This is a genomic window from uncultured Ruegeria sp. (assembly GCF_947489545.1).
Classification (GTDB): Bacteria; Pseudomonadota; Alphaproteobacteria; order Rhodobacterales; family Rhodobacteraceae; genus Ruegeria.
Genome location: NZ_CANLDZ010000014.1, coordinates 92522 through 110867, shown reverse-complemented (window position 1 = coordinate 110867; position 18346 = coordinate 92522). Strand labels below are relative to the sequence as shown.

23 protein-coding genes are annotated in these 18346 nt (G+C 56.9%); 14 read left to right on the top strand and 9 right to left on the bottom strand.

Annotated features, from left to right (window positions below; all coding sequences use genetic code 11):
• Positions 1-44 precede the first annotated feature (44 nt).
• The 6 genes from Q1B13_RS18095 (at position 45) to Q1B13_RS18070 (ending at position 6342) form a co-directional block, all read left to right on the top strand.
• Positions 45-722: an SURF1 family protein gene (locus Q1B13_RS18095; RefSeq protein WP_299082793.1), complete on the top strand. Its 678-nt coding sequence runs from the start codon at positions 45-47 to the stop codon at positions 720-722.
• Entirely contained in the window at positions 719-2107 is a 1389-nt protein-coding gene (thrC, locus tag Q1B13_RS18090) for a threonine synthase (RefSeq protein ID WP_299082791.1), read from the top strand. The genes Q1B13_RS18095 and thrC overlap by 4 nt, the downstream gene beginning before the upstream one ends.
• Positions 2104-3366, top strand: a complete 1263-nt coding sequence (locus Q1B13_RS18085; protein WP_299082789.1) for a pitrilysin family protein — start codon at positions 2104-2106, stop codon at positions 3364-3366. Before thrC ends, Q1B13_RS18085 begins: the two co-directional genes overlap by 4 nt.
• Positions 3366-3950 (top strand): GNAT family protein, encoded by a 585-nt coding sequence (locus Q1B13_RS18080; RefSeq protein ID WP_299082787.1) that lies wholly within the window; start codon positions 3366-3368, stop codon positions 3948-3950. The genes Q1B13_RS18085 and Q1B13_RS18080 overlap by 1 nt, the downstream gene beginning before the upstream one ends.
• 119 nt (positions 3951-4069) lie before the next feature.
• Entirely contained in the window at positions 4070-4888 is an 819-nt protein-coding gene (locus Q1B13_RS18075) for an MBL fold metallo-hydrolase (protein ID WP_299082785.1), read from the top strand.
• A gap of 38 nt (positions 4889-4926) precedes the next feature.
• Positions 4927-6342, top strand: coding sequence for an FAD-binding oxidoreductase (locus Q1B13_RS18070; RefSeq protein ID WP_299082783.1), 1416 nt, complete (start codon positions 4927-4929; stop codon positions 6340-6342).
• Between the two features lie 39 nt (positions 6343-6381).
• Here Q1B13_RS18070 and Q1B13_RS18065 read toward each other — a convergent pair whose 3' ends face one another.
• From Q1B13_RS18065 to Q1B13_RS18055, 3 genes are all read right to left on the bottom strand, one after another.
• The gene (locus Q1B13_RS18065; protein WP_298937020.1) at positions 6382-6864 is read right to left on the bottom strand and encodes a fasciclin domain-containing protein; all 483 of its coding nucleotides are present in this window, start codon (positions 6862-6864) and stop codon (positions 6382-6384) included.
• 170 nt (positions 6865-7034) lie between these two features.
• Complete coding sequence (locus Q1B13_RS18060; RefSeq protein WP_299082781.1) at positions 7035-7574, bottom strand: adenine phosphoribosyltransferase; 540 nt, start codon at positions 7572-7574, stop codon at positions 7035-7037.
• An 82-nt stretch (positions 7575-7656) separates the two neighbouring features.
• The gene (locus Q1B13_RS18055; RefSeq protein WP_298937018.1) at positions 7657-7791 is read right to left on the bottom strand and encodes a hypothetical protein; all 135 of its coding nucleotides are present in this window, start codon (positions 7789-7791) and stop codon (positions 7657-7659) included.
• Between the two features lie 107 nt (positions 7792-7898).
• Here Q1B13_RS18055 and Q1B13_RS18050 point away from each other — a divergent pair, with 107 nt between their 5' ends.
• Positions 7899-8072, top strand: coding sequence for a hypothetical protein (locus tag Q1B13_RS18050; RefSeq protein WP_298937017.1), 174 nt, complete (start codon positions 7899-7901; stop codon positions 8070-8072).
• Positions 8073-8081: 9 nt separating this feature from the next.
• Here Q1B13_RS18050 and Q1B13_RS18045 read toward each other — a convergent pair whose 3' ends face one another.
• The gene (locus Q1B13_RS18045; RefSeq protein ID WP_299082779.1) at positions 8082-8711 is read right to left on the bottom strand and encodes a LysE family translocator; all 630 of its coding nucleotides are present in this window, start codon (positions 8709-8711) and stop codon (positions 8082-8084) included.
• A gap of 245 nt (positions 8712-8956) precedes the next feature.
• Here Q1B13_RS18045 and Q1B13_RS18040 point away from each other — a divergent pair, with 245 nt between their 5' ends.
• Entirely contained in the window at positions 8957-9700 is a 744-nt protein-coding gene (locus Q1B13_RS18040) for a hypothetical protein (protein ID WP_299082777.1), read from the top strand.
• A gap of 33 nt (positions 9701-9733) precedes the next feature.
• On the opposite strand, the gene Q1B13_RS18035 is transcribed toward Q1B13_RS18040, so the two are convergent.
• Both Q1B13_RS18035 and Q1B13_RS18030 read right to left on the bottom strand, forming a co-directional pair.
• Positions 9734-10606, bottom strand: coding sequence for an S-methyl-5'-thioadenosine phosphorylase (locus Q1B13_RS18035; protein ID WP_299082775.1), 873 nt, complete (start codon positions 10604-10606; stop codon positions 9734-9736).
• A 107-nt stretch (positions 10607-10713) separates the two neighbouring features.
• Entirely contained in the window at positions 10714-11601 is an 888-nt protein-coding gene (locus tag Q1B13_RS18030) for a sulfotransferase domain-containing protein (protein WP_299082773.1), read from the bottom strand.
• A gap of 290 nt (positions 11602-11891) precedes the next feature.
• On the opposite strand from Q1B13_RS18030, the gene Q1B13_RS18025 reads away from it, so the two are divergent.
• Positions 11892-13526, top strand: coding sequence for a SulP family inorganic anion transporter (locus Q1B13_RS18025; protein WP_299082771.1), 1635 nt, complete (start codon positions 11892-11894; stop codon positions 13524-13526).
• Between the two features lie 31 nt (positions 13527-13557).
• On the opposite strand, the gene Q1B13_RS18020 is transcribed toward Q1B13_RS18025, so the two are convergent.
• Together Q1B13_RS18020 and Q1B13_RS18015 are read right to left on the bottom strand one after the other, a co-directional pair.
• Positions 13558-14199, bottom strand: coding sequence for a CatB-related O-acetyltransferase (locus Q1B13_RS18020; protein ID WP_299082769.1), 642 nt, complete (start codon positions 14197-14199; stop codon positions 13558-13560).
• A complete protein-coding gene (locus Q1B13_RS18015; protein ID WP_299082767.1) occupies positions 14199-14804 on the bottom strand; it encodes a flavin reductase family protein in 606 nt (201 codons plus the stop codon). The genes Q1B13_RS18020 and Q1B13_RS18015 overlap by 1 nt, the downstream gene beginning before the upstream one ends.
• Positions 14805-14875: 71 nt before the next feature.
• Here Q1B13_RS18015 and Q1B13_RS18010 point away from each other — a divergent pair, with 71 nt between their 5' ends.
• The 5 genes from Q1B13_RS18010 to Q1B13_RS17990 all read left to right on the top strand — a co-directional run bounded on the left by Q1B13_RS18010 (position 14876) and on the right by Q1B13_RS17990 (position 17936).
• Positions 14876-15370: a GNAT family N-acetyltransferase gene (locus Q1B13_RS18010; protein ID WP_299082765.1), complete on the top strand. Its 495-nt coding sequence runs from the start codon at positions 14876-14878 to the stop codon at positions 15368-15370.
• A 53-nt stretch (positions 15371-15423) separates the two neighbouring features.
• Positions 15424-16167: an EcsC family protein gene (locus tag Q1B13_RS18005; protein ID WP_299082763.1), complete on the top strand. Its 744-nt coding sequence runs from the start codon at positions 15424-15426 to the stop codon at positions 16165-16167.
• Positions 16168-16304: 137 nt separating this feature from the next.
• The gene (locus tag Q1B13_RS18000; protein ID WP_299082761.1) at positions 16305-16766 is read left to right on the top strand and encodes an NUDIX hydrolase; all 462 of its coding nucleotides are present in this window, start codon (positions 16305-16307) and stop codon (positions 16764-16766) included.
• Positions 16767-16838: 72 nt separating this feature from the next.
• Complete coding sequence (locus Q1B13_RS17995; RefSeq protein ID WP_299082759.1) at positions 16839-17294, top strand: DUF1178 family protein; 456 nt, start codon at positions 16839-16841, stop codon at positions 17292-17294.
• 3 nt (positions 17295-17297) lie between these two features.
• A complete protein-coding gene (locus Q1B13_RS17990) occupies positions 17298-17936 on the top strand; it encodes an SDR family NAD(P)-dependent oxidoreductase (protein ID WP_299082757.1) in 639 nt (212 codons plus the stop codon).
• Here Q1B13_RS17990 and Q1B13_RS17985 read toward each other — a convergent pair.
• Positions 17930-18286 carry a hypothetical protein gene (locus Q1B13_RS17985; RefSeq protein ID WP_299082755.1) on the bottom strand — a complete coding sequence of 119 codons (357 nt, stop codon included), beginning with the start codon at positions 18284-18286 and terminating at the stop codon, positions 17930-17932. The two genes, Q1B13_RS17990 and Q1B13_RS17985, sit on opposite strands and share 7 nt — an antisense overlap.
• Positions 18287-18346 lie beyond the last annotated feature (60 nt).

The window sequence follows — 18346 nt, the reverse complement described above, 5'->3', positions numbered from 1 at the left end:
AGGCGCCGGTTCTGACGCCTAACTGCAACAAACACGGGTTCGAAATGCGCCGCATCCTGTTCCTGCTGATCTTCGGAATTGCCGGTTTGGCGATCCTGCTGTCGCTTGGCGCATGGCAGGTGCAGCGTTTGCATTGGAAAGAGGGTTTGTTGGCAGATATCGACACCCGCATCGCAGGAGATCCGGTAAGACTGCCTGACCTAATCGATCCCGAAACGCATCGTTATCTGCCGGTTGTTGTGGCCGGAGAGATGCTGCGGGAGGAAATCCATGTTCTGGTCTCGGTCAAGCAGGTGGGTCCCGGATATCGTATCATTGCACCGTTCAAATCGGGTGAGCGTACATTGCTGATCGACCGTGGCTTTGTCTCGACGACAGCCAAATCAACCCTGCGTCAGATTGGCGAGATGGAGATCATCGGCAATCTGCATTGGCCGGATGAGATCGATGGTTACACGCCCGCGCCGGACATGGATGAAAACATCTGGTTTGCCCGCGACGTCCCTGCATTGGCCAGTGAATTGGGAACCGAGCCGGTGTTGCTGATCGCCCGCTCGCAAACCGACCCCGACATCACCCCACTGCCTGTGCTGACCGCAGGCATACCGAATGATCACCTGCAATATGCGGTGACCTGGTTTGGTCTGGCCCTGGTCTGGGCCGCGATGACTGGGTATTTTCTGTGGCGCAGCCGCGCCCTGTCTGAAAGTGAAACGCAATGAAATACATCTCGACCCGTGGGCAAGCGCCCGAACTGAGCTTTGAAGACGCGATGCTGACCGGGTTGGCCCGCGACGGCGGCCTCTATGTGCCTGCCGAAATCCCGGTGATGTCGCGGGATGACATCGCTGCTTTGGCTGGTCTGCCTTATGAGGACATCGCGTTTCGGGTGATGTGGCCTTATGTGAGCGGATCGTTTGCTGAAGATGAGTTCAAGGAGATCATCGCCCGTGCTTACAAGGGCTTCGGTCACGACGCCCGGGCGCCGCTGAAACAGCTGAATGAGAACCACTTTCTACTGGAACTGTTTCACGGACCGACATTGGCCTTCAAGGATTTCGCCATGCAGTTGATTGGTCAGCTGTTTCAGGTGGCGCTTAAGCGGCGCGGGGATCGCGTGACCATCGTGGGCGCGACGAGTGGCGACACCGGCTCGGCCGCGATTGAGGCGTTCCGGGGGTTAGATGCGGTTGACGTGTTCATTCTGTATCCGCATGGCCGCGTGTCCGAGGTGCAACGCCGTCAGATGACGACGCCCGCGGACAGCAACGTACATGCACTGGCGGTTGATGGCGATTTTGACGATTGTCAGGCTGCCCTGAAAGACATGTTCAACGACTTCGACTTCCGCGATGGCGTGAAACTGGCCGGCGTGAACTCGATCAATTTCGCCCGGGTTCTGGCGCAGATCGTGTATTATTTCTATGTCGCCGCCAGTCTGGGTGCGCCGCATCGCAAGGTCAGTTTCACCGTGCCCACCGGAAACTTCGGGGATATCTTCGCAGGCTACCTTGCTAAGCGCATGGGCCTGCCGATCGACCGTCTGGTGGTTGCGACAAACCAGAATGATATCTTGCACCGCTGCTTGTCGGGGCACGGGTATTTCAAGGGCGACACGATCCCCTCGATCAGCCCTTCGATGGATATTCAGGTCAGCTCGAATTTTGAACGCGCGCTGTTTTATGCTTATGGTGAGGACGGAAGCGCCGTTGCGCAGTTGATGGACGAATTGAAACAGGGCGGATTCAACATCAGCCAGGGCGCGATGCAGGCCCTAAGTGAGAGTTTCGACTCGGGACGGGTGTCGGAAGAAGAAACTCTTGCGACAATCAAATCCACCTTGGCCAACAGCGTAGAACTGGTTTGCCCACACACCGCTGTTGGGATCAAAGTGGCCGAGGATCACCGCACGGCTGACGTCCCAATGATCACGCTGGCCACCGCGCATCCCGCGAAATTCCCCGCTGCGGTCGAGCAGGCCAGCGGCGTACATCCGCCTCTTCCCTCTCGCATGTCTGATCTGTATGAACGTCCGGAACGGGTGACCCGCATTGCAAATGATCTGGGCGCCCTCGAGGATCATATCAAAGGGCATATCGCCGAGTGACTGTCAGACAAGACCAACTGAAGAACGGATTTCGTATCGTCAGTGAACATATGCCGGGGCTGCAATCGGCAGCCATCGGCATCTGGGTAACCGCCGGTGCGCGCAATGAGCGGATCGAACAGAATGGCATTGCCCATTTCCTTGAGCATATGGCGTTCAAGGGAACCGAGCGTCGATCCGCACTGCAAATCGCAGAAGCGATCGAGGATGTGGGCGGTTATATCAACGCCTATACCTCGCGCGAGGTGACGGCCTACTATGCGCGTGTTTTGAAGGACGACGTTGCGCTGGCGATGGATGTGATCGGCGACATCGTTCTGAATCCGATCTTTGATCCGCGCGAGATTGAGGTTGAACGCGGCGTAATCCTGCAAGAGATCGGCCAGGCCTATGACACGCCCGACGATGTGATCTTTGACTGGCTGCAAGAGCAGAGCTATCACGACCAACCTTTGGGCCGGACTATTCTTGGCCCGACTGAGCGGGTCAGCGCGTTTTCGAAAGAAGATCTGTCGGGGTTTGTCGCGGAACATTATGGCCCTGACCAAATGATCTTGTCTGCCGCAGGCGCAGTGGATCATGACGTATTGATGAAAACAGCCGAAGAGATGTTCGGCCACCTTCAGCCACGCAAGGGCCTGATCGCCGAGGCCGCCCGGTTCACTGGGGGCGAAGCGCGTCAGGACAAAGAGCTGGAACAGGCCCATTTCGCCTTGGCGCTGGAAAGCCCGGGCTATCGCGACGATGCGATCTATACGGCGCAGATTTATTCGACAGCGCTGGGCGGTGGCATGTCTTCGCGTCTGTTCCAGGAAGTCCGTGAAACGCGTGGGCTTTGCTATACGATCTTTGCTCAGACCGGGGCCTATGCCGATACGGGCACGACCACGATCTATGCCGGAACGTCCGCCGATCAGATCAGCGAGTTGGCCAACATCACCATCGATGAGATGAAGCGCGCCGCCGAAGACATGACGGAAGAAGAGGTCGCCCGCGCCCGCGCCCAGATGAAAGCCGGAATGCTGATGGGGCTGGAAAGCCCGTCAAACCGTGCCGAGCGGCTGGCGCGGCTGGTACAGATCTGGGGGCAGGTGCCTTCGCTTGAAGACACGGTGTCCAAGATCAACGCGGTCTGCACCGAAGACGTGCGCGCCTTTGCCGAAGATATGGCTGTTCAGGCCCCGGCAGCGCTGGCTTTGTACGGCCCGGTCTCGGGCGCGCCAACGCTGGCTGAATTGCAGGAGAGGCGCGCGGCGTGATGCTGTTAGGCAGACGCAAGCTGAAACTCGAAACCGAGCGCCTGAGCTTGCGCCCGCCCGTGCATTCCGATTTCAACGAATGGGCGGCGCTGCGGCGGTCGTCTAAAGATTATCTGACTCCGTGGGAACCGATCTGGGCCAGGGATCACCTGACTCGCAAGTCGTTCACCAACCGTGTTTATTGGGCTCAGCGCTCTGTCGCAGGCGGCACAGCGATCCCGCTGTTCTTGTTCCGCCGATCCGATGAGGCTCTGTTAGGGGCGATCACGTTGGACAATGTCCGCCGTGGGCCGGCTCAGGCCGGGACATTGGGCTATTGGACGGGGCAATCCTTTGCCCGTCAGGGATACATGCGCGAGGCCATTGGCGCCGTGTTGCACCACGCCTTCACCCGCCTTGACCTCAGCCGAATCGAGGCTGCCTGTTTGCCTGAAAACGCCGCTTCGCGCGGGTTGCTGGAAAGTTCTGGGTTCAAATACGAGGGCGTGGCGCAGTCGTATTTGCAGATCAACGGACGGTGGCGCACGCATGTTCTGTACGCCAGCCTACGATCCGACCGGCGCGGCCGCACAGACGCAGGGTAGGCATTTTGGGAACGCTACTGCGGGCGCTGCCCTCGACGCGGGTCGCGTCTCCCCCGAGATATTTTTAGCCAGTTGAACAAGAGGCATGACTTATACACGCTGTGCGCTACACTTGACTCATGCGGTGGTTCGTTGCGGTATTGATGGTGATCGGGGGTGGAGCAGTGGCGCAGGAGCGTCGGCCGAGCCATTGTATTGCCATTGCGGATGCGGCGCCGGGGATCGAATATCTGCACAAGGCAGCCTGGAGTGATCCGGTTCCCGAATACTCTGTACGCATCAGTTATATCGCCCATGCATCCTTTCTGATCCAGACCCAGGGTGGGCTGAATGCGGTGACAGATTTCACAGGGTTCATCGGCAGCGCGGCGCTGATCCCTGATATCGTCACCATGAACCATGCTCATGATACCCATTGGACGGCGCATCCCGATCCGGCCATCCCGCATGTTTTGCCGGGCTGGGGTGAGTTTGGGCAGGGTATCGAACATCACCTCGATCTGGGCGAAATGCTGGTGCGCAATGTGTCCACGGATATCCGTTCGGTTTATGGCGGGATTGAGGAACGCGGCAACTCGATCTTTGTTTTCGAGGTCGAAGGCCTTTGCATCGGACATCTCGGCCACTTGCACCATGTCCCGTCGGATAAACAATTCGCTGCTCTGGGGCGGTTGGACGTGGTGATGGCGGCGGTGGATGGCGGCACAACCATGCCATTGCCGGAAATGATTTCGGTACTGAAGAGGCTAAAAAGCTCGGTCATTATTCCGATGCACTGGTTTTCGGGATTTTCGTTGGACCGATTTCTGGTCGACATCCGCAATGACTTTCCGGTGGAACGCAAAGGAGTCTCGGAAATCACTGTGTCACTCAGCGACTTACCAGATCGGCCCACCGTCGTGGTGCTTGAACCGCGCTATCTGATCGAGCTGGAATAGGGCTTGTCGTTGGGGCATGCGTTGGGCAAGGAAGGGGTATGAGTTTAAACCCTGCTGATGACCGCCTTGCTGCCCTGATCCGCTCAGAACTGGGTGACGATATTTTACGTCCGGTCTCTGACCGCTACCTTGACGAACCTCGGAACCGATTTGTGGGCCATATCGGCCTGCTGGCCCTGCCGCGCAACGTGGAAGACGTCGCTACGCTGGTGCGCCTTGCCGCCGCGGCACAGGTGCCGGTGGTGCCCTACGGTGGCGGAACTGGATTGGTCGGTGGGCAGGTAATGACCCAAGGCCCGGCACCACTGCTGATTTCGTTGGAACGGATGACGGCCATTCGGGCGGTGTATCCGACCGAAAACGTTCTGGTGGCCGAAGCGGGTGCTGTGCTGTCCGACGTTCAAGATGCCGCCGGAACGGCTGATCGCCTGTTTCCGCTGTCTTTGGCCGCGCAAGGGTCCTGTCGGATCGGAGGTAACCTGTCCACCAATGCGGGCGGGGTCAATGTCTTGCGCTATGGCAACGCGCGCGACCTTTGCCTTGGGTTGGAAGCTGTGCTGCCCGACGGTCAGATTTGGCATGGCCTCAGCCGTTTGCGCAAGGACAACACTGGGTACGACCTGCGCAACCTGTTGATCGGGGCTGAAGGCACGCTGGGGATCATAACCGCCGCCGCGCTGAAACTCTTCCCGCGTCCAGCTGCAACTGGAACTGCGGTGTTTCAGGTGCCGTCACCTGAGGCAGCAATCGATCTGCTTGCAGCCGCGCGAGATCAGGTAGGAGAAACCGTCAGCACGTTCGAACTGATCCACCGGCAGGGGCTTGATTTCCTGACCGAGGTCTTGCCGGATGTCCGCCAACCCTTTGACGTCAAACCCGAATGGTGTGTGTTGATAGAACTGGGGCTGCCGAAGGGTCAGTTGGCTGCCGACGCGCTCACAACTCTTTTCGAACATGCCGAAGCGCAAGGATTGGTCAGCGATGGGGTCATCGCCCAAAGCGAAGCACAGCGGGCCGATCTGTGGGCGGTGCGAGAGCGTATCCCCGAAGCCAATCGTCTGATTGGATCGGTATCGAGCCACGATATCTCGGTCCCGATCTCAAGAATCCCTGAATTCATCCGACAAGGCGCAGACGTAGTGGCCGCGCTTGGCCCGTTCCGGATCAATTGCTTTGGTCATTTGGGGGATGGGAATTTGCACTACAACGTGTTCCCGCCCAAAGGTCAGAACCGGTCGGATTATGAGAAGGAGCGTAGCTTAGTCAAAACCGCTGTGCATGACCTTGCGGATAGGTTCGATGGGTCCGTCAGCGCGGAACATGGGATTGGGCGCCTGAAGACATCTGATTTGGAGCACTACGGCGATCCTGCAAAGCTCAGCGCTATGCGAGCGATCAAGGCCGCACTTGATCCCAAAGGCATCATGAATCCCGGTGCTGTGCTGAAAGGGTGAACACGGCCTGGTCAGACCAAGCCGTGTTTGGACGTTCGGTTACGAACCGGGCAGGATCACTTTGTCGATGACGTGGATCACGCCATTCGAAGTCTCGATATCAGCCTGAACGACGTTTGCATCATTGACCATCACACCCGAATCCAGATCGATGGTGATGTCACCGCCCTGCACGGTGGCCGCGGTCATGTCGTCGGACAGATCCCCCGACATCACTTTGCCCGGGACCACATGATAGGTCAGGACAGCAACCAGCTGATCCTTGTTTTCTGGCTTCAGCAGATCGGCCACAGTCCCTTCCGGCAACGCGGCAAACGCATCATCGGTGGGGGCAAACACGGTGAACGGGCCTTCGCCTTTAAGCGTGTCGACCAATTCAGCGGCCTGAACGGCGGCAACGAGGGTTTCAAAACTGCCAGCTGCGACGGCAGTGTCCACGATGTCCTTGCCGTGACCATCGGCCATGGCAGAGGTAGTGAACAGGATCGAAGCGACACCGGCGACGGCGAATTTGCGGAACATGATGTAGTCTCCCTGAGTTGAAATGCTTCATGCAGCATCAACAGGGATACGGAGCGACCACACAATAAGATCACCGGGCAAAAGCGGTATTCATGCTTGAAGTCGCGTCAAAGCGCGCTAAGCCATCCGCTTCGCGATTATCCACTCACAAGTTTGTGAAATCAGAGGCGTCAAAGCCCTTCAAATTCGCACAGGACATGGACATCCATGCCCATATCCTCAAGCACTTTACGACCACCCAGTTCCGGCAGGTCGATGATGAACGCGCATGAGATAATCTCGCCGCCCAGCCGTTCGATCAGCTTGATCCCTGCGGCCGCGGTGCCGCCGGTGGCCAACAGATCGTCCACCACCAGAATCTTCTCTCCGGGTTGGATCGCGTCATCGTGGATTTCAACGATCGCTTCGCCATATTCCAGATTATAGTCCTGGCTGATCGTTGTGCCGGGCAGTTTGCCTTTTTTGCGGATCGGGACAAACCCGACGCTTAACTGATGCGCAATGGCTCCGCCCAAAATAAACCCGCGTGCTTCGAGGCCGACCACCTTGTCGATACGCTCACCAGCATAAGGGTGCAGCATCTGGTCAATAGCAACGCGAAACCCGCGCGGGTCGGCGAACAGGGTCGTTACATCGCGGAACATGATCCCTTCATGCGGAAAATCGACAATGGTCCGGATATAGTCTTTGACCGTCTTGTTTCTGGACATGAGCCAACCCTTTTACGTCAAAACACGCGGGGCTGTTTGGCCCATTGGGGTCAGTCATGCAACAAAAGAATGCCTTGTGGGGCTATTTGCGGCCACCAGGCAGGGCTTTGGGCAATCCATAATAGCGATACAGCGCGACCGGCAGCCACGAAAGGTGGGGTTTGCGCCAGTTACGTTGGTCGCGCAAAAGGAATGCCTGAGCGACATTAAGATTCATTGCCATCATCCTATTTTTGTTGTTAGGTGCCCGATATCTACATTCTCTATGCTATGTATATACAATGCATAGAGAAAAGAATCAAGTCGTTGACAGGACCAAGGCGCGTGGCAAAGAAAGACGGTAAGGTATCTACCAAGAAAAACAGTCAGTTGGTCTTGCGGTTGGACAAAGATGAGCGTGACGCATTTGTAGATCTCTGCAAGAATCTGGATACCTCGGCCGCGCGGGAAATCCGGCGCTTCATTCGCAGTTTTATGAAAGAAAACGCTGAGGATTAACGCCCTGTGTCAGGCCGGTCGGCGCAGGATAGCTGTTGCGACGCCCATTCCGATCAACGTCAGCCCGCCGAACCGGGTCATCGCCGTGATGACACCCGCGCGTCCGATCATCCGGCGCAAACGATCGGCCAACAGCGCATAGGCCAGCGCATTCAACCAAGCCAGCCCGACGAACGTCGCGATCAGGATGGCAAATTGCGGGCCCAGCGGGTCGGCAGGGCGCAGGAATTGCGGCACGAAGGCAATGAAGAAAGCAATGGATTTTGGGTTCAACGCGGTCACGGCGGCGGTATGGCCAAAGACGTTGCGGGCGGTCACGCCTTGCCCGGTTTCAACGGGCGTGAGACCGCCCGACGGCGCGCTGCGCAGCAATTTGACGCCCAGCCATACCAGATAGGCCGCACCGACCCATTTCAGCACAGAAAACAAAGTGGCCGAGGCCAGCACCAGCGCACCCAATCCCAGCAATGACGCGGTCATTGCCACAAAGTCGCCCACTGCGACCCCGGTCGCCGATGCCACCGCAACGCTACGCCCTTTGGACAAAGCGTAGCTAAGCACCAATAACACGGTTGGTCCGGGGATCAGCAGAAGCGCAGTCGAGGCTGCAACAAAGGTAAGCCAGAGATCTAAAGACATTTTGTGCAACTCCCGGATTCTACGACAATTTCCGTCAGCTAAGACACGGTCTGTTTCAAAGTCAATCCAGAGGGGAACGCCACCAGCCATCGGATTCGATCTGTAAGATCGCCAGCGAGTCGCTTTTTTCTGCGTTTTATGTTAAAATTGAAGCTTATTTTAGTCGGAGTATTTCTTATGAAGTGGTTTGCAGCGGGGCTTATGCTCCTTATTTTTCTCGTTCCTGTAAGTGTTAGTGCCCAAGGATGCCCAAACGGTTATTCGGATTGCGGGGGCAACCTGTGTTGTCCAACGGTGCAGCAATGAATCTGTCTGGTGTTGGAGAAGCAGTGCGATCCCGCGCGGGCTACTTGGTTGCTGTTGCTGGTGTGATCGCAGTTGTGGCGGTCTGTGCGCCGCTCATTCTGGATGCGGACGAAGCTGATTTGCGCTATGACCGGCACAGTATTCCGGCGCATCGACTTGATAGTCCCAATCCGGGTGACGCATATGCGTTTGACCATTCCACAGGCGATTTCTTTCCCATCAAACTGTGCAAACTGCACATGGCCGACTCTTACCCGATCGCGCCAGTACGGTTTGCTGGTATCAATGAGTGGGGAAAGGGCTTTAACGACGCGATCTCTCAGGTCGGGCAGTTTGTTGGTGAGAAGATTCTCGCGAACATGAATCTGGACGATGCGCGTGTGGTTTGGGAATACAACAAGATCTACCGCAGTGCTGAGCTGAACTCGAAACTCGAACGCGAGTGCTTAGACCGGGTGATTGAACGCGTGCGGATGCCTGATCAGTCGGTGTACATCGTTGACATGGTCTATTTCCGACCGGACAGTCCTGATCGGCCTGAACTGGTGCAATTGTCACGCTCCAGTATCATTCCAAAAGACTGTGGCGCACACTGCGTGAATCCGACGCCGAAACATCAGGTCCTTAAGATTGGTTGGCTGACGCGCGTAAAAGCGGATTGGGAATTGGTGCGCATCGAATAGGCGCACAGAATTCTCTGTGGCTGAACTGGGCGGTTACAGAATTCGCCCAGCCACTGCATCCAACTTGGCCAGCAATGCTGGGTCGCGTTTTTCTGGGGCGGTCAGGATGGCATATTCCAACGCCCGATCGCAGCCATGGGGGCAGGGCGCGCGCTCAACTCCTAAAAGGTCGGGCAATCCCTTGACCAAGGCGCGACCTTTCTCGGCGTTGCCCGTCAGCGTCGCGATGATCGCGGTGACGTCGACCTCTCCGTGGTCGGGATGCCAGCTGTCAAAATCTGTGACCATTGCGACTGAGGCATAACAAAGCTCTGCTTCGCGGGCGAGTTTCGCTTCGGGCATGTTGGTCATGCCAATCACATCACATCCCCACTGCTCACGGTACATTTTGGATTCGGCAAGGCTGGAAAACTGCGGGCCTTCCATTGCCAGGTAGGTGCCGCCGCGATGAATGGTGATCCCAGCGGCTTTGCCAGCTTTTTCGCACGCATCGCTCAGACGCGGGCAGGTGGGATGGGCGACGCTGACATGGGCCACACACCCGGTGCCAAAAAAACTTTTTTCGCGCGCGAAAGTGCGATCGATGAATTGATCAACGATCACGAAATCCCCCGGCGCCATATGTTCGCGAAACGATCCGCAGGCAGACACCGAGATCACATCCGTCATGCCCAGCCGCTTCAGCGCGTCGATATTGGAGCGGTAAGGCACCTCGGTTGGCGAATGCACATGGCCGCGCCCATGGCGGGGCAGAAAGGCCATGTCCACCCCGTTCAGCGATCCGGTCAAAATCTGATCTGACGGATCGCCCCACGGTGTTTCAACTGTAACCCACTCGGCATTTTCCAGGCCGTCGATGTCATAGATACCCGATCCTCCGATAACGGCGATTTTAGTTTGGGTCACGTGTCGTCTCCGCTTGATGAATCCGTTCAGACCTATCTGCGGCTCAGTTGCTCATTTGGCAAGTGGCACTTGCACCGTCTTGCGTGATCGGCTGCGGTTGAGATGGATCACGAGGCCACGGTTCCGTGTGATCCATATTCCAACCACGCGCGATCTTCACGGGTAAGATGTGCCTCCATGATCGCGTCATAAGCGGCCAAGTCTTTGTCTGTCAGCCTACCGCGCCACTTGCCGCTGGTACCGCTGTGAAAAAATTCTGTGTCTGATTTCATGAACCCTTTGCCGCCTGATGGAGCAAAACGCACAGCATTGGCTTTCATATTGTCGAAGGTTGCTGCCTGAACCAACTGGTCCATGACAGCGGTAGAATGTGATACGTCCAATATATCGGCCAGTCTGGCAAAGGTGCTGGCCAGATCGCGGGTCATGTCGGCATAGTGAAAGAGCGACACGTTTGGTCGATCGGCAACGGCCATTGCAGCTTTGTAATGCTGAAGTATATGCGCGAGTGGCATTGCATCCCCATCGAACCCTTCTGCTCCGCCATCCAAAAAACGGCGAAAGGCGATGCCGTCAGTATCATCCTCGGGGTACCATGTATCAAACCACGGCAACGGAATGTTGCGTACGTGTTTGCGAAACGAGAAATGCGCATCAAGGGGGTGACGAAACACGCAGATGTACTGTGCCCTATTGTCCAGCGGCAACCCGTCCATCGGCGTGTGGCTTTTCATGCTGCGCCGATGCCGCATGGCTTCGAGCCGATCAGCAACCTCTGGCATCTCGCGGATACGAATATCGACCCATGGCATTTTCACAGATAACTCTGTCTCGACCTCTGGATCACCGGAGAACAGCAGGGACACAATGGTTTGCATCCAGGTGGTTCCGCATTTCGGAGGGGTCACGACGAGCACATCGTCCGGGCGGATGTTGACCATATCCCAACGTCTGTTGTCGGTCAGAGGGCCGAGATAGAGCTTTCGGGTCGTCATGTTTGACTTCTCCTGCATGCGGGTTGCGTCAGGAAAGGTGGAGTGAAGGCAGAACGCAACAAAATTTGGCCTGTCACAGGCAGAAGAATATCCAATCAGTGCTTGCCGCTTTGTCGGGATAAGTTCGCTTTAGGCTTTGACGCGGATATTGGTTTAAGATCATGGGGCGCTTTACGCATAGCTATGCGTAGAGCGCATATCTGCATCCCGGTTGGCGCGGTATCCCGATGGGACTATGACAGGTACAAGGGCGCCTTCGCGCCAACAGACCCAAGCCACAGGACAACCCGATGCCCCGAGCCATGCTGGCAAGCTTTGCCAAACGCCTTGCCATTCCCGATCTGCGCTGGTCGCCTGACGAAGGCCTGACCGTATCGCGGTTGCGGATCGAGTTGCTATCGGGCCTGACTGTGGCTTTGGCATTGGTGCCCGAGGCGGTTGCTTTTGCCTTCGTCGCAGGCGTCCACCCACTGGTCGGCCTCTATGCGGCGTTTCTGGTGGGGCTGATCACAGCACTGATCGGTGGCCGCCCGGGCATGATTTCGGGCGCGACTGGGGCGCTGGCGGTGGTGATGGTGGCGCTGGTCGCGCAGCACGGGGTCGAGTACCTGTTCGCGACAGTTGTTTTGATGGGTATTTTGCAAGTCATCGCAGGCGCGATGCATTGGGGGCGGTTCATCCGATTGGTGCCGCATCCGGTGATGCTGGGCTTTGTGAACGGTCTGGCGATTGTGATTTTTCTAGCCCAGATGGGGCAGTTCAAAGTCCCGGGCACCATGGAAAACACCGGTCATGGCATGAGTGGGGGCGAGTGGCTTTCGGGTCTGCAGCTATATACCATGCTGGGCCTTGTCGGTTTGACCATGGCCGTGATCTGGGTGATGCCGCGCGTCACACGCGTTATTCCGGCACCGCTGGCCGGGATCGTCGTGGTCGCAGCGCTGGTGATCGGTTTTGGCCTGAACGTGCCGCGTGTTGGCGATCTGGCCTCAATCGAAGGTGGATTGCCGATGTTCCACATCCCGATGGTTCCACTGAACTGGCAAACGTTTGAGATCATCCTGCCATATGCCGTCATTCTGGCCGCGATTGGCTTGATTGAATCGCTGCTGACGCTGAACCTTGTAGGTGAGATCACGGGCAAGCGGGGTGGGGCGTCGCAGGAATGTATCGCGCAGGGTGTTGCTAACGTGACCACTGGTTTCTTTGGCGGTATGGGCGGTTGCGCAATGATCGGTCAGTCTATGATCAACGTGAAATCCGGTGGACGCACAAGGGTGGCCGGGATCGCTGCAGCCATGTTCTTGCTGATATTCATCCTGTTCGCCGCACCGTTGATCGAACAAATCCCACTGGCTGCTCTTGTCGGTGTGATGTTCATGGTTGTGATTGGCACCTTCGCCTGGAACTCGTTCAACATCATGCGCAAGGTGCCGCTGACCGACGCGTTTGTGATCGTTCTGGTGACGGTTGTCACCGTGATGGAGGACCTCGCGGTCGCTGTTGTGGTTGGCGTGATCGTCTCGGCACTGGCCTATGCCTGGAACAACGCGAAACGCATCCACGCGATCACCCGTGAATCCGAGACCGAAAAGGGTGCCAAAGTATACGAGATCCAAGGCCCGCTGTTCTTTGGCTCGTCCGAAGGCTTTTTGGAAATCTTCGACGTATCAAACGATCCTGAAACCGTCATTATTGATTTTGCGGCCAGCCGCGTGGTCGATCAATCGGCTTTGCAGGCGATCGAGAATATCGCGGGTAAATATGAAGCTGCTGGCAAACGCGTCATGCTGCGACACCTCAGTCGGGATTGCCACAAGCTGCTGAACAAGGCCGGGCACCTGATGGTCGACAGTGACGATGACCCGGATTACGAGTTGGCCGTCGACTATTCCGTCAGAACCGGCATTCTGGGCGGGCACTGAGTTTTGAAAGGCGGCCGATTTGGCCGTCTTTTTATTTAGGTGCGATGTTTTCCAGGGCGCGAATATCCCCGGCCATCAAGGCATTTTCGGCTTTGGTGATGATCTCGGGTGGCCAATCCCACCACTCAAGCGCCAACAGGGCATCGATTGTATCATCTTCAAACCGAAGCCTGCTTATCTCGGCCGGGTTGCCGGTGACAATTGCATAGGGCGGAATAGCGCCCCGTACCACTGAACCAGCGCCGATGATCGCACCAGTGCCGATCTGCGCCCCTGGCAGAATCAGTGCGCCATATCCAATCCAGACGTCATGTCCGACAACCGTATCGCGTGTATCGGGTTGAAACCCAGACATGTGGTCCGGATCAAAGACCTGAAACGGAAAACAGCTCAGCCCGTCCATAGCGTGATTGGCCGAAGCGGTGATGAACCGGACGCCATGTGCGATCTGGCAGAACTTGCCCAGCACCAGCTTTTCCCGCGAAAAGGGAAACAGGTAGGGGGCGAGCCGCGTGGCCCAATCCTCAGGCGCATCAAAATCCGAGGCATAGCTATAGGCCCCGGCCTCAAAACAGGGATGATCTATCGCTTGGGACAGAAAGACCGTGCCCTTGTGATCGGAGCCATCGGGCAGCGTAATCGGGTACCGGCGTTTGGGATCAGGTAGCGGCATCAGTCGTCAGGCCTCGAAAGGCTGAACAACTCGTTCACTACAGAATAGTCCCGATACCCCAACCGTGCCAGAGGCCGGAACGAGGTGACGTCGAATTTGCCGTCGCGCATGTGGTCGTCATGCAGATGCACACCGGTCACTTGCCCAAAAACCACCCGGTTGGCCTCACCCTGCAATGTCACGATCTGGGTCAGCTTGCATTCCAACGACGCCGGGGCGCCTTGGATGCGGGCACAGGGGATGGTTTCGCATTCAACGGGGACCAGACCGGCATGATCAAACTCATCGACATGCTTCGCCACCCCCGCAGAGCTGGCATTCATCGCATCCCGATGGGCATATCCCACGACGTTGACGCAAAACACTCCTGTTGCTTCGATATTGGCGATACTGTCCTTGCCGCCATCTTGATCGTGCTTGGTTCCGGTAGATGCGAACATCACTTGCGGTGGTGTGTAGGCGACCCCATTGAAAAACGAATACGGTGCCAGGTTATTGACCCCATCCGCATCGCGGGACGAGATCCAGCCAATCGGGCGTGGCGTGATAATGGCGTTGAACGGATTGTGCGGCAAACCGTGACCGTCTTCGGGGCGATAGAACATCTGATCTCCAAGCGTTTGCCCAAGGCGTACCGAAGTGCTAGGGCGAATTCCAGTAAGGAAAAGAGGGCAGGTTGCAGCAGTTCAGGATCAGACCGGAAGAGCCGGATGATTGGTGGGAGGTCGAAGCGCTCTATGACCTGTGCTTCGCCCCTGGGCGCGAGGCGCTGTCCTCGTACCGCCTGCGCGATGATGTGCCCGCTGTGGCGGGCCTGTCTCTGGTCGCGCGCGACGGGCAGGGCATTCTGGCTGGCGCCATCCGCTTCTGGCCTGTCCATGTCGGTGAACATGATGCATTACTGCTGGGCCCGGTTGCCGTTCACCCTACCCATCAAGGCGAAGGCTTGGGTGGTTATCTAATCCATGCCGGGGTCGAGGCCGGTCGTGCCAAAGGCTGGCAAAGGGTCATGTTGGTGGGGGATGCGCCCTACTACAAGCGATTTGGGTTTATACCGTTGCAGGGGGTTCAAATGCCACCGCCGACCAACCCCGACCGTGTTCTGGGCATGGAATTGATCCCCGGCGTCTGGGCCGATGTCCGCGGTGCGGTTAAGCGCTGGACCCAATGACCTATTGAAACGAAGGTGCTAAATGCCAATGTTTAACCGGCAGGAGGGCACAGATGCACGATATGGTTCTTGTCGAAAAAGTGGATGCCGAGGCGGAGCTTGACCGGTTGGCGGATCACTATCGTTCGGCCGGTGGAACTGGTGTCAAACTGTTGAACAAGCTGGGCGGGTCAGCAGAATCGCTGCTCGACCAATTGCCGGATCCGGTGCGGCAAGGCCTGACCGGGGCGACTGAGCATGCGTTGTGGGCGGCTATTCACGCAGCTCAGGGATCGCGACGGGCGGTTCCTGATCAAAAACCCTGGGTCAACACCGCTGTAACAACCGCAATGGGTGCGGCCGGGGGCTTGGGTGGGGTTTCCACGGCGCTGGTTGAACTGCCTGCAACAACGACCATGCTGTTGCGCTCGATCCAGGGTGCTGCTGCGCGCGAAGGATTTGATCCAGCAGAGGAAAACGTGAAGTTCGATTGCGTTCGGGTTTTGTCCGCCGCTGGCCCGTTGTCTTACGATGATGGCGCAGATTTGGGCTTTTTCTCTGTGCGCCTCACACTGACCGGCCCGGCGATGCAAAGGCTGATTGCTGCTGTCGCACCGCGGCTTTCAGTTGTACTGGGGCAAAAACTGGCGGCGCAATCCATCCCTGTGTTAGGGGCGCTGGCCGGAGGCGGAACCAATTTTGTTTACGCACGCTACTATCAACAGATTGCCCATGTCCATTTTGGCCTGCGACGTTTGGCAATTGATGCCGACATTCCACATGACGAACTGGTTCGAAAATTGTCTGCCCGCATGTGATCCAGAGCTGCTTAGGCGGCCGAACTTGGCTATAAACGCATCATATGGTATGCAATGTGTAGTCGGCCGCAAAATATGAACAACAAAAGTGGCCCGGCAAACAGGTAAAGAATCCAATTGAAGGGCGTGTCGGCGCGATGAATGCACGGCTTCTGCCAAATGCACTGCACGGGAACAGGAAATGCCCTGTTCTGCCGCAATCGGCCGCTTTGTGTTATCGGATCGAGCGTGGTCGCACCGAGGTTTTGTTGATCACCACAAGACGGTCGCGTCGCTGGATTGTCCCCAAAGGCTGGTTGATCAACGGCCTGACCCCAGCGGAAACAGCAGCAAAGGAAGCATGGGAGGAGGCCGGAGTAGAAGGCAAATGCAGTTCAGACAAACTGGGCCAGTTCACGTATCTTAAGCAACGTCCAGGTCAGGGGATCGTACTATGCGTGGTGGATGTGTTTCCGCTATATGTGCGCTCTTTGGCACCGAGTTATCCGGAAAAAACGGAACGCAGTCGCAAATGGTGCTCGCCTAAGAAAGCGGCATCAAAGGTTCGATCACCGGATCTTGCAGCCATCTTACGAAATTTTACCCGATTTTTGCACTGATGAGACAATAGGATGTCTTGATATTGCCAAGCCGGTCGGTATCTATTCGCCAACCGGTGTTTTGGAAAGACAATGATTCAATACGCATTAAAATGCACTGACGGCCATACATTTGACAGTTGGTTTCAATCGGCTGAAGCCTTCGACAAACTCGCAGCAGCGGGCATGGTGACCTGCGCGATTTGCGGGTCGGATGAGGTTGAAAAAGCCATCATGACACCGCGCGTCCGCCCGGCGCGTGCGGAAAAGACCCAACTCGAGTCCGCGTCACCGCCGTCAGGCGACATTGCTGTGGCCACACCCGCGCCTGACGTTGAAAAAGTTCTGGCCGAGCTGCGGCGCAAGGTGGAAGAGAACTCGGATTACGTCGGCAAGGATTTTGCCAGTGAGGCGCGTAAGATTCATCTGGGCGAAGCGCCTGATCGCGCAATCTATGGTGAAGCCAAGCCCGAAGATGCCAAAGCATTGGTGGAAGATGGCGTGCCGGTTGCTCCGCTTCCGTTTGTACCCAGTAGGAAGACAAATTAAGCCATGCATATCGTGATCACCGGGGCCAATCGTGGAATCGGGCTGGCCTTGGCAGATCGGTTTCGTGATCGCGGCGACGACGTGACAGGAACAGCGCGCGATGAAAGTGCACAGGTTCGGCTGGACGTCTCAAACCCTCAACTGCAAGCGGCTATGGCAGGACAATTGAAGGGGCAACCCATCGATCTGTTGATCTGCAATGCCGGTGTTTATCTGGACAAAGGCCAAAGCATCGACGGCTATCCGGCAGATATGTGGGCCGAAAGCTTTGCGGTCAATGTTACGGGGGTGTTTCTGACGGTTCAGTCCCTACTGCCCAACTTGCGCGCCGCGCAGGGAAAAATAGCGATTATTTCCTCGCAGATGGCATCGCATACCCGCGCACCAGGCGGGAGCTATATCTACCGTGCATCCAAGGCGGCGGTTTTGAATCTGGGGCGCAATTTGGCTGCCGATCTCAAAAATGACGGGATCGCCGTGGGCATCTATCACCCGGGCTGGGTACAAACGGACATGGGTGGATCAGCTGCTGCCATCAATGTCGATCAGGCTGCAACAGGTCTGATCGATCGTTTTGACGCCTTATCCTTGGATGCCACGGGTTGCTTTGAAACCTATGACGGGCAACCGCACGCTTACTGAGTGTTCAGCGCCGCTTTGGGGATTTCATAAACCTCACCCGGTTCGATGAAAATCACCAGCAGATCGCCGCGGGTCTCATAAGTGAGCTGTGAGGTCGAGCTGCTGGAATCCGGCACGCCGTCAGTGAAGTAGATGTTTCGCACGTCGCCATTTCCAATGGCCACGGCCAGTGTCGCTGTGCCGTCATCGCGTCGACGCAGCTCTGCGTTACAGCTTTGCAACGGATCGCCTGTTTTGGCGGCGCAAGGCACGGTCCCCAACGCATTTTGACCGTCGGTTCCAGCCTGCGTTGCAACCTGCGCCAGGACAGGGGACGAGATGAGGGCAAAGGCGATAGCTAAGCGATACATGAATAACCTCTTGGAACAACTGTTGCTGACAGGCTGGCACTGCGCCAACACATTGTAAAG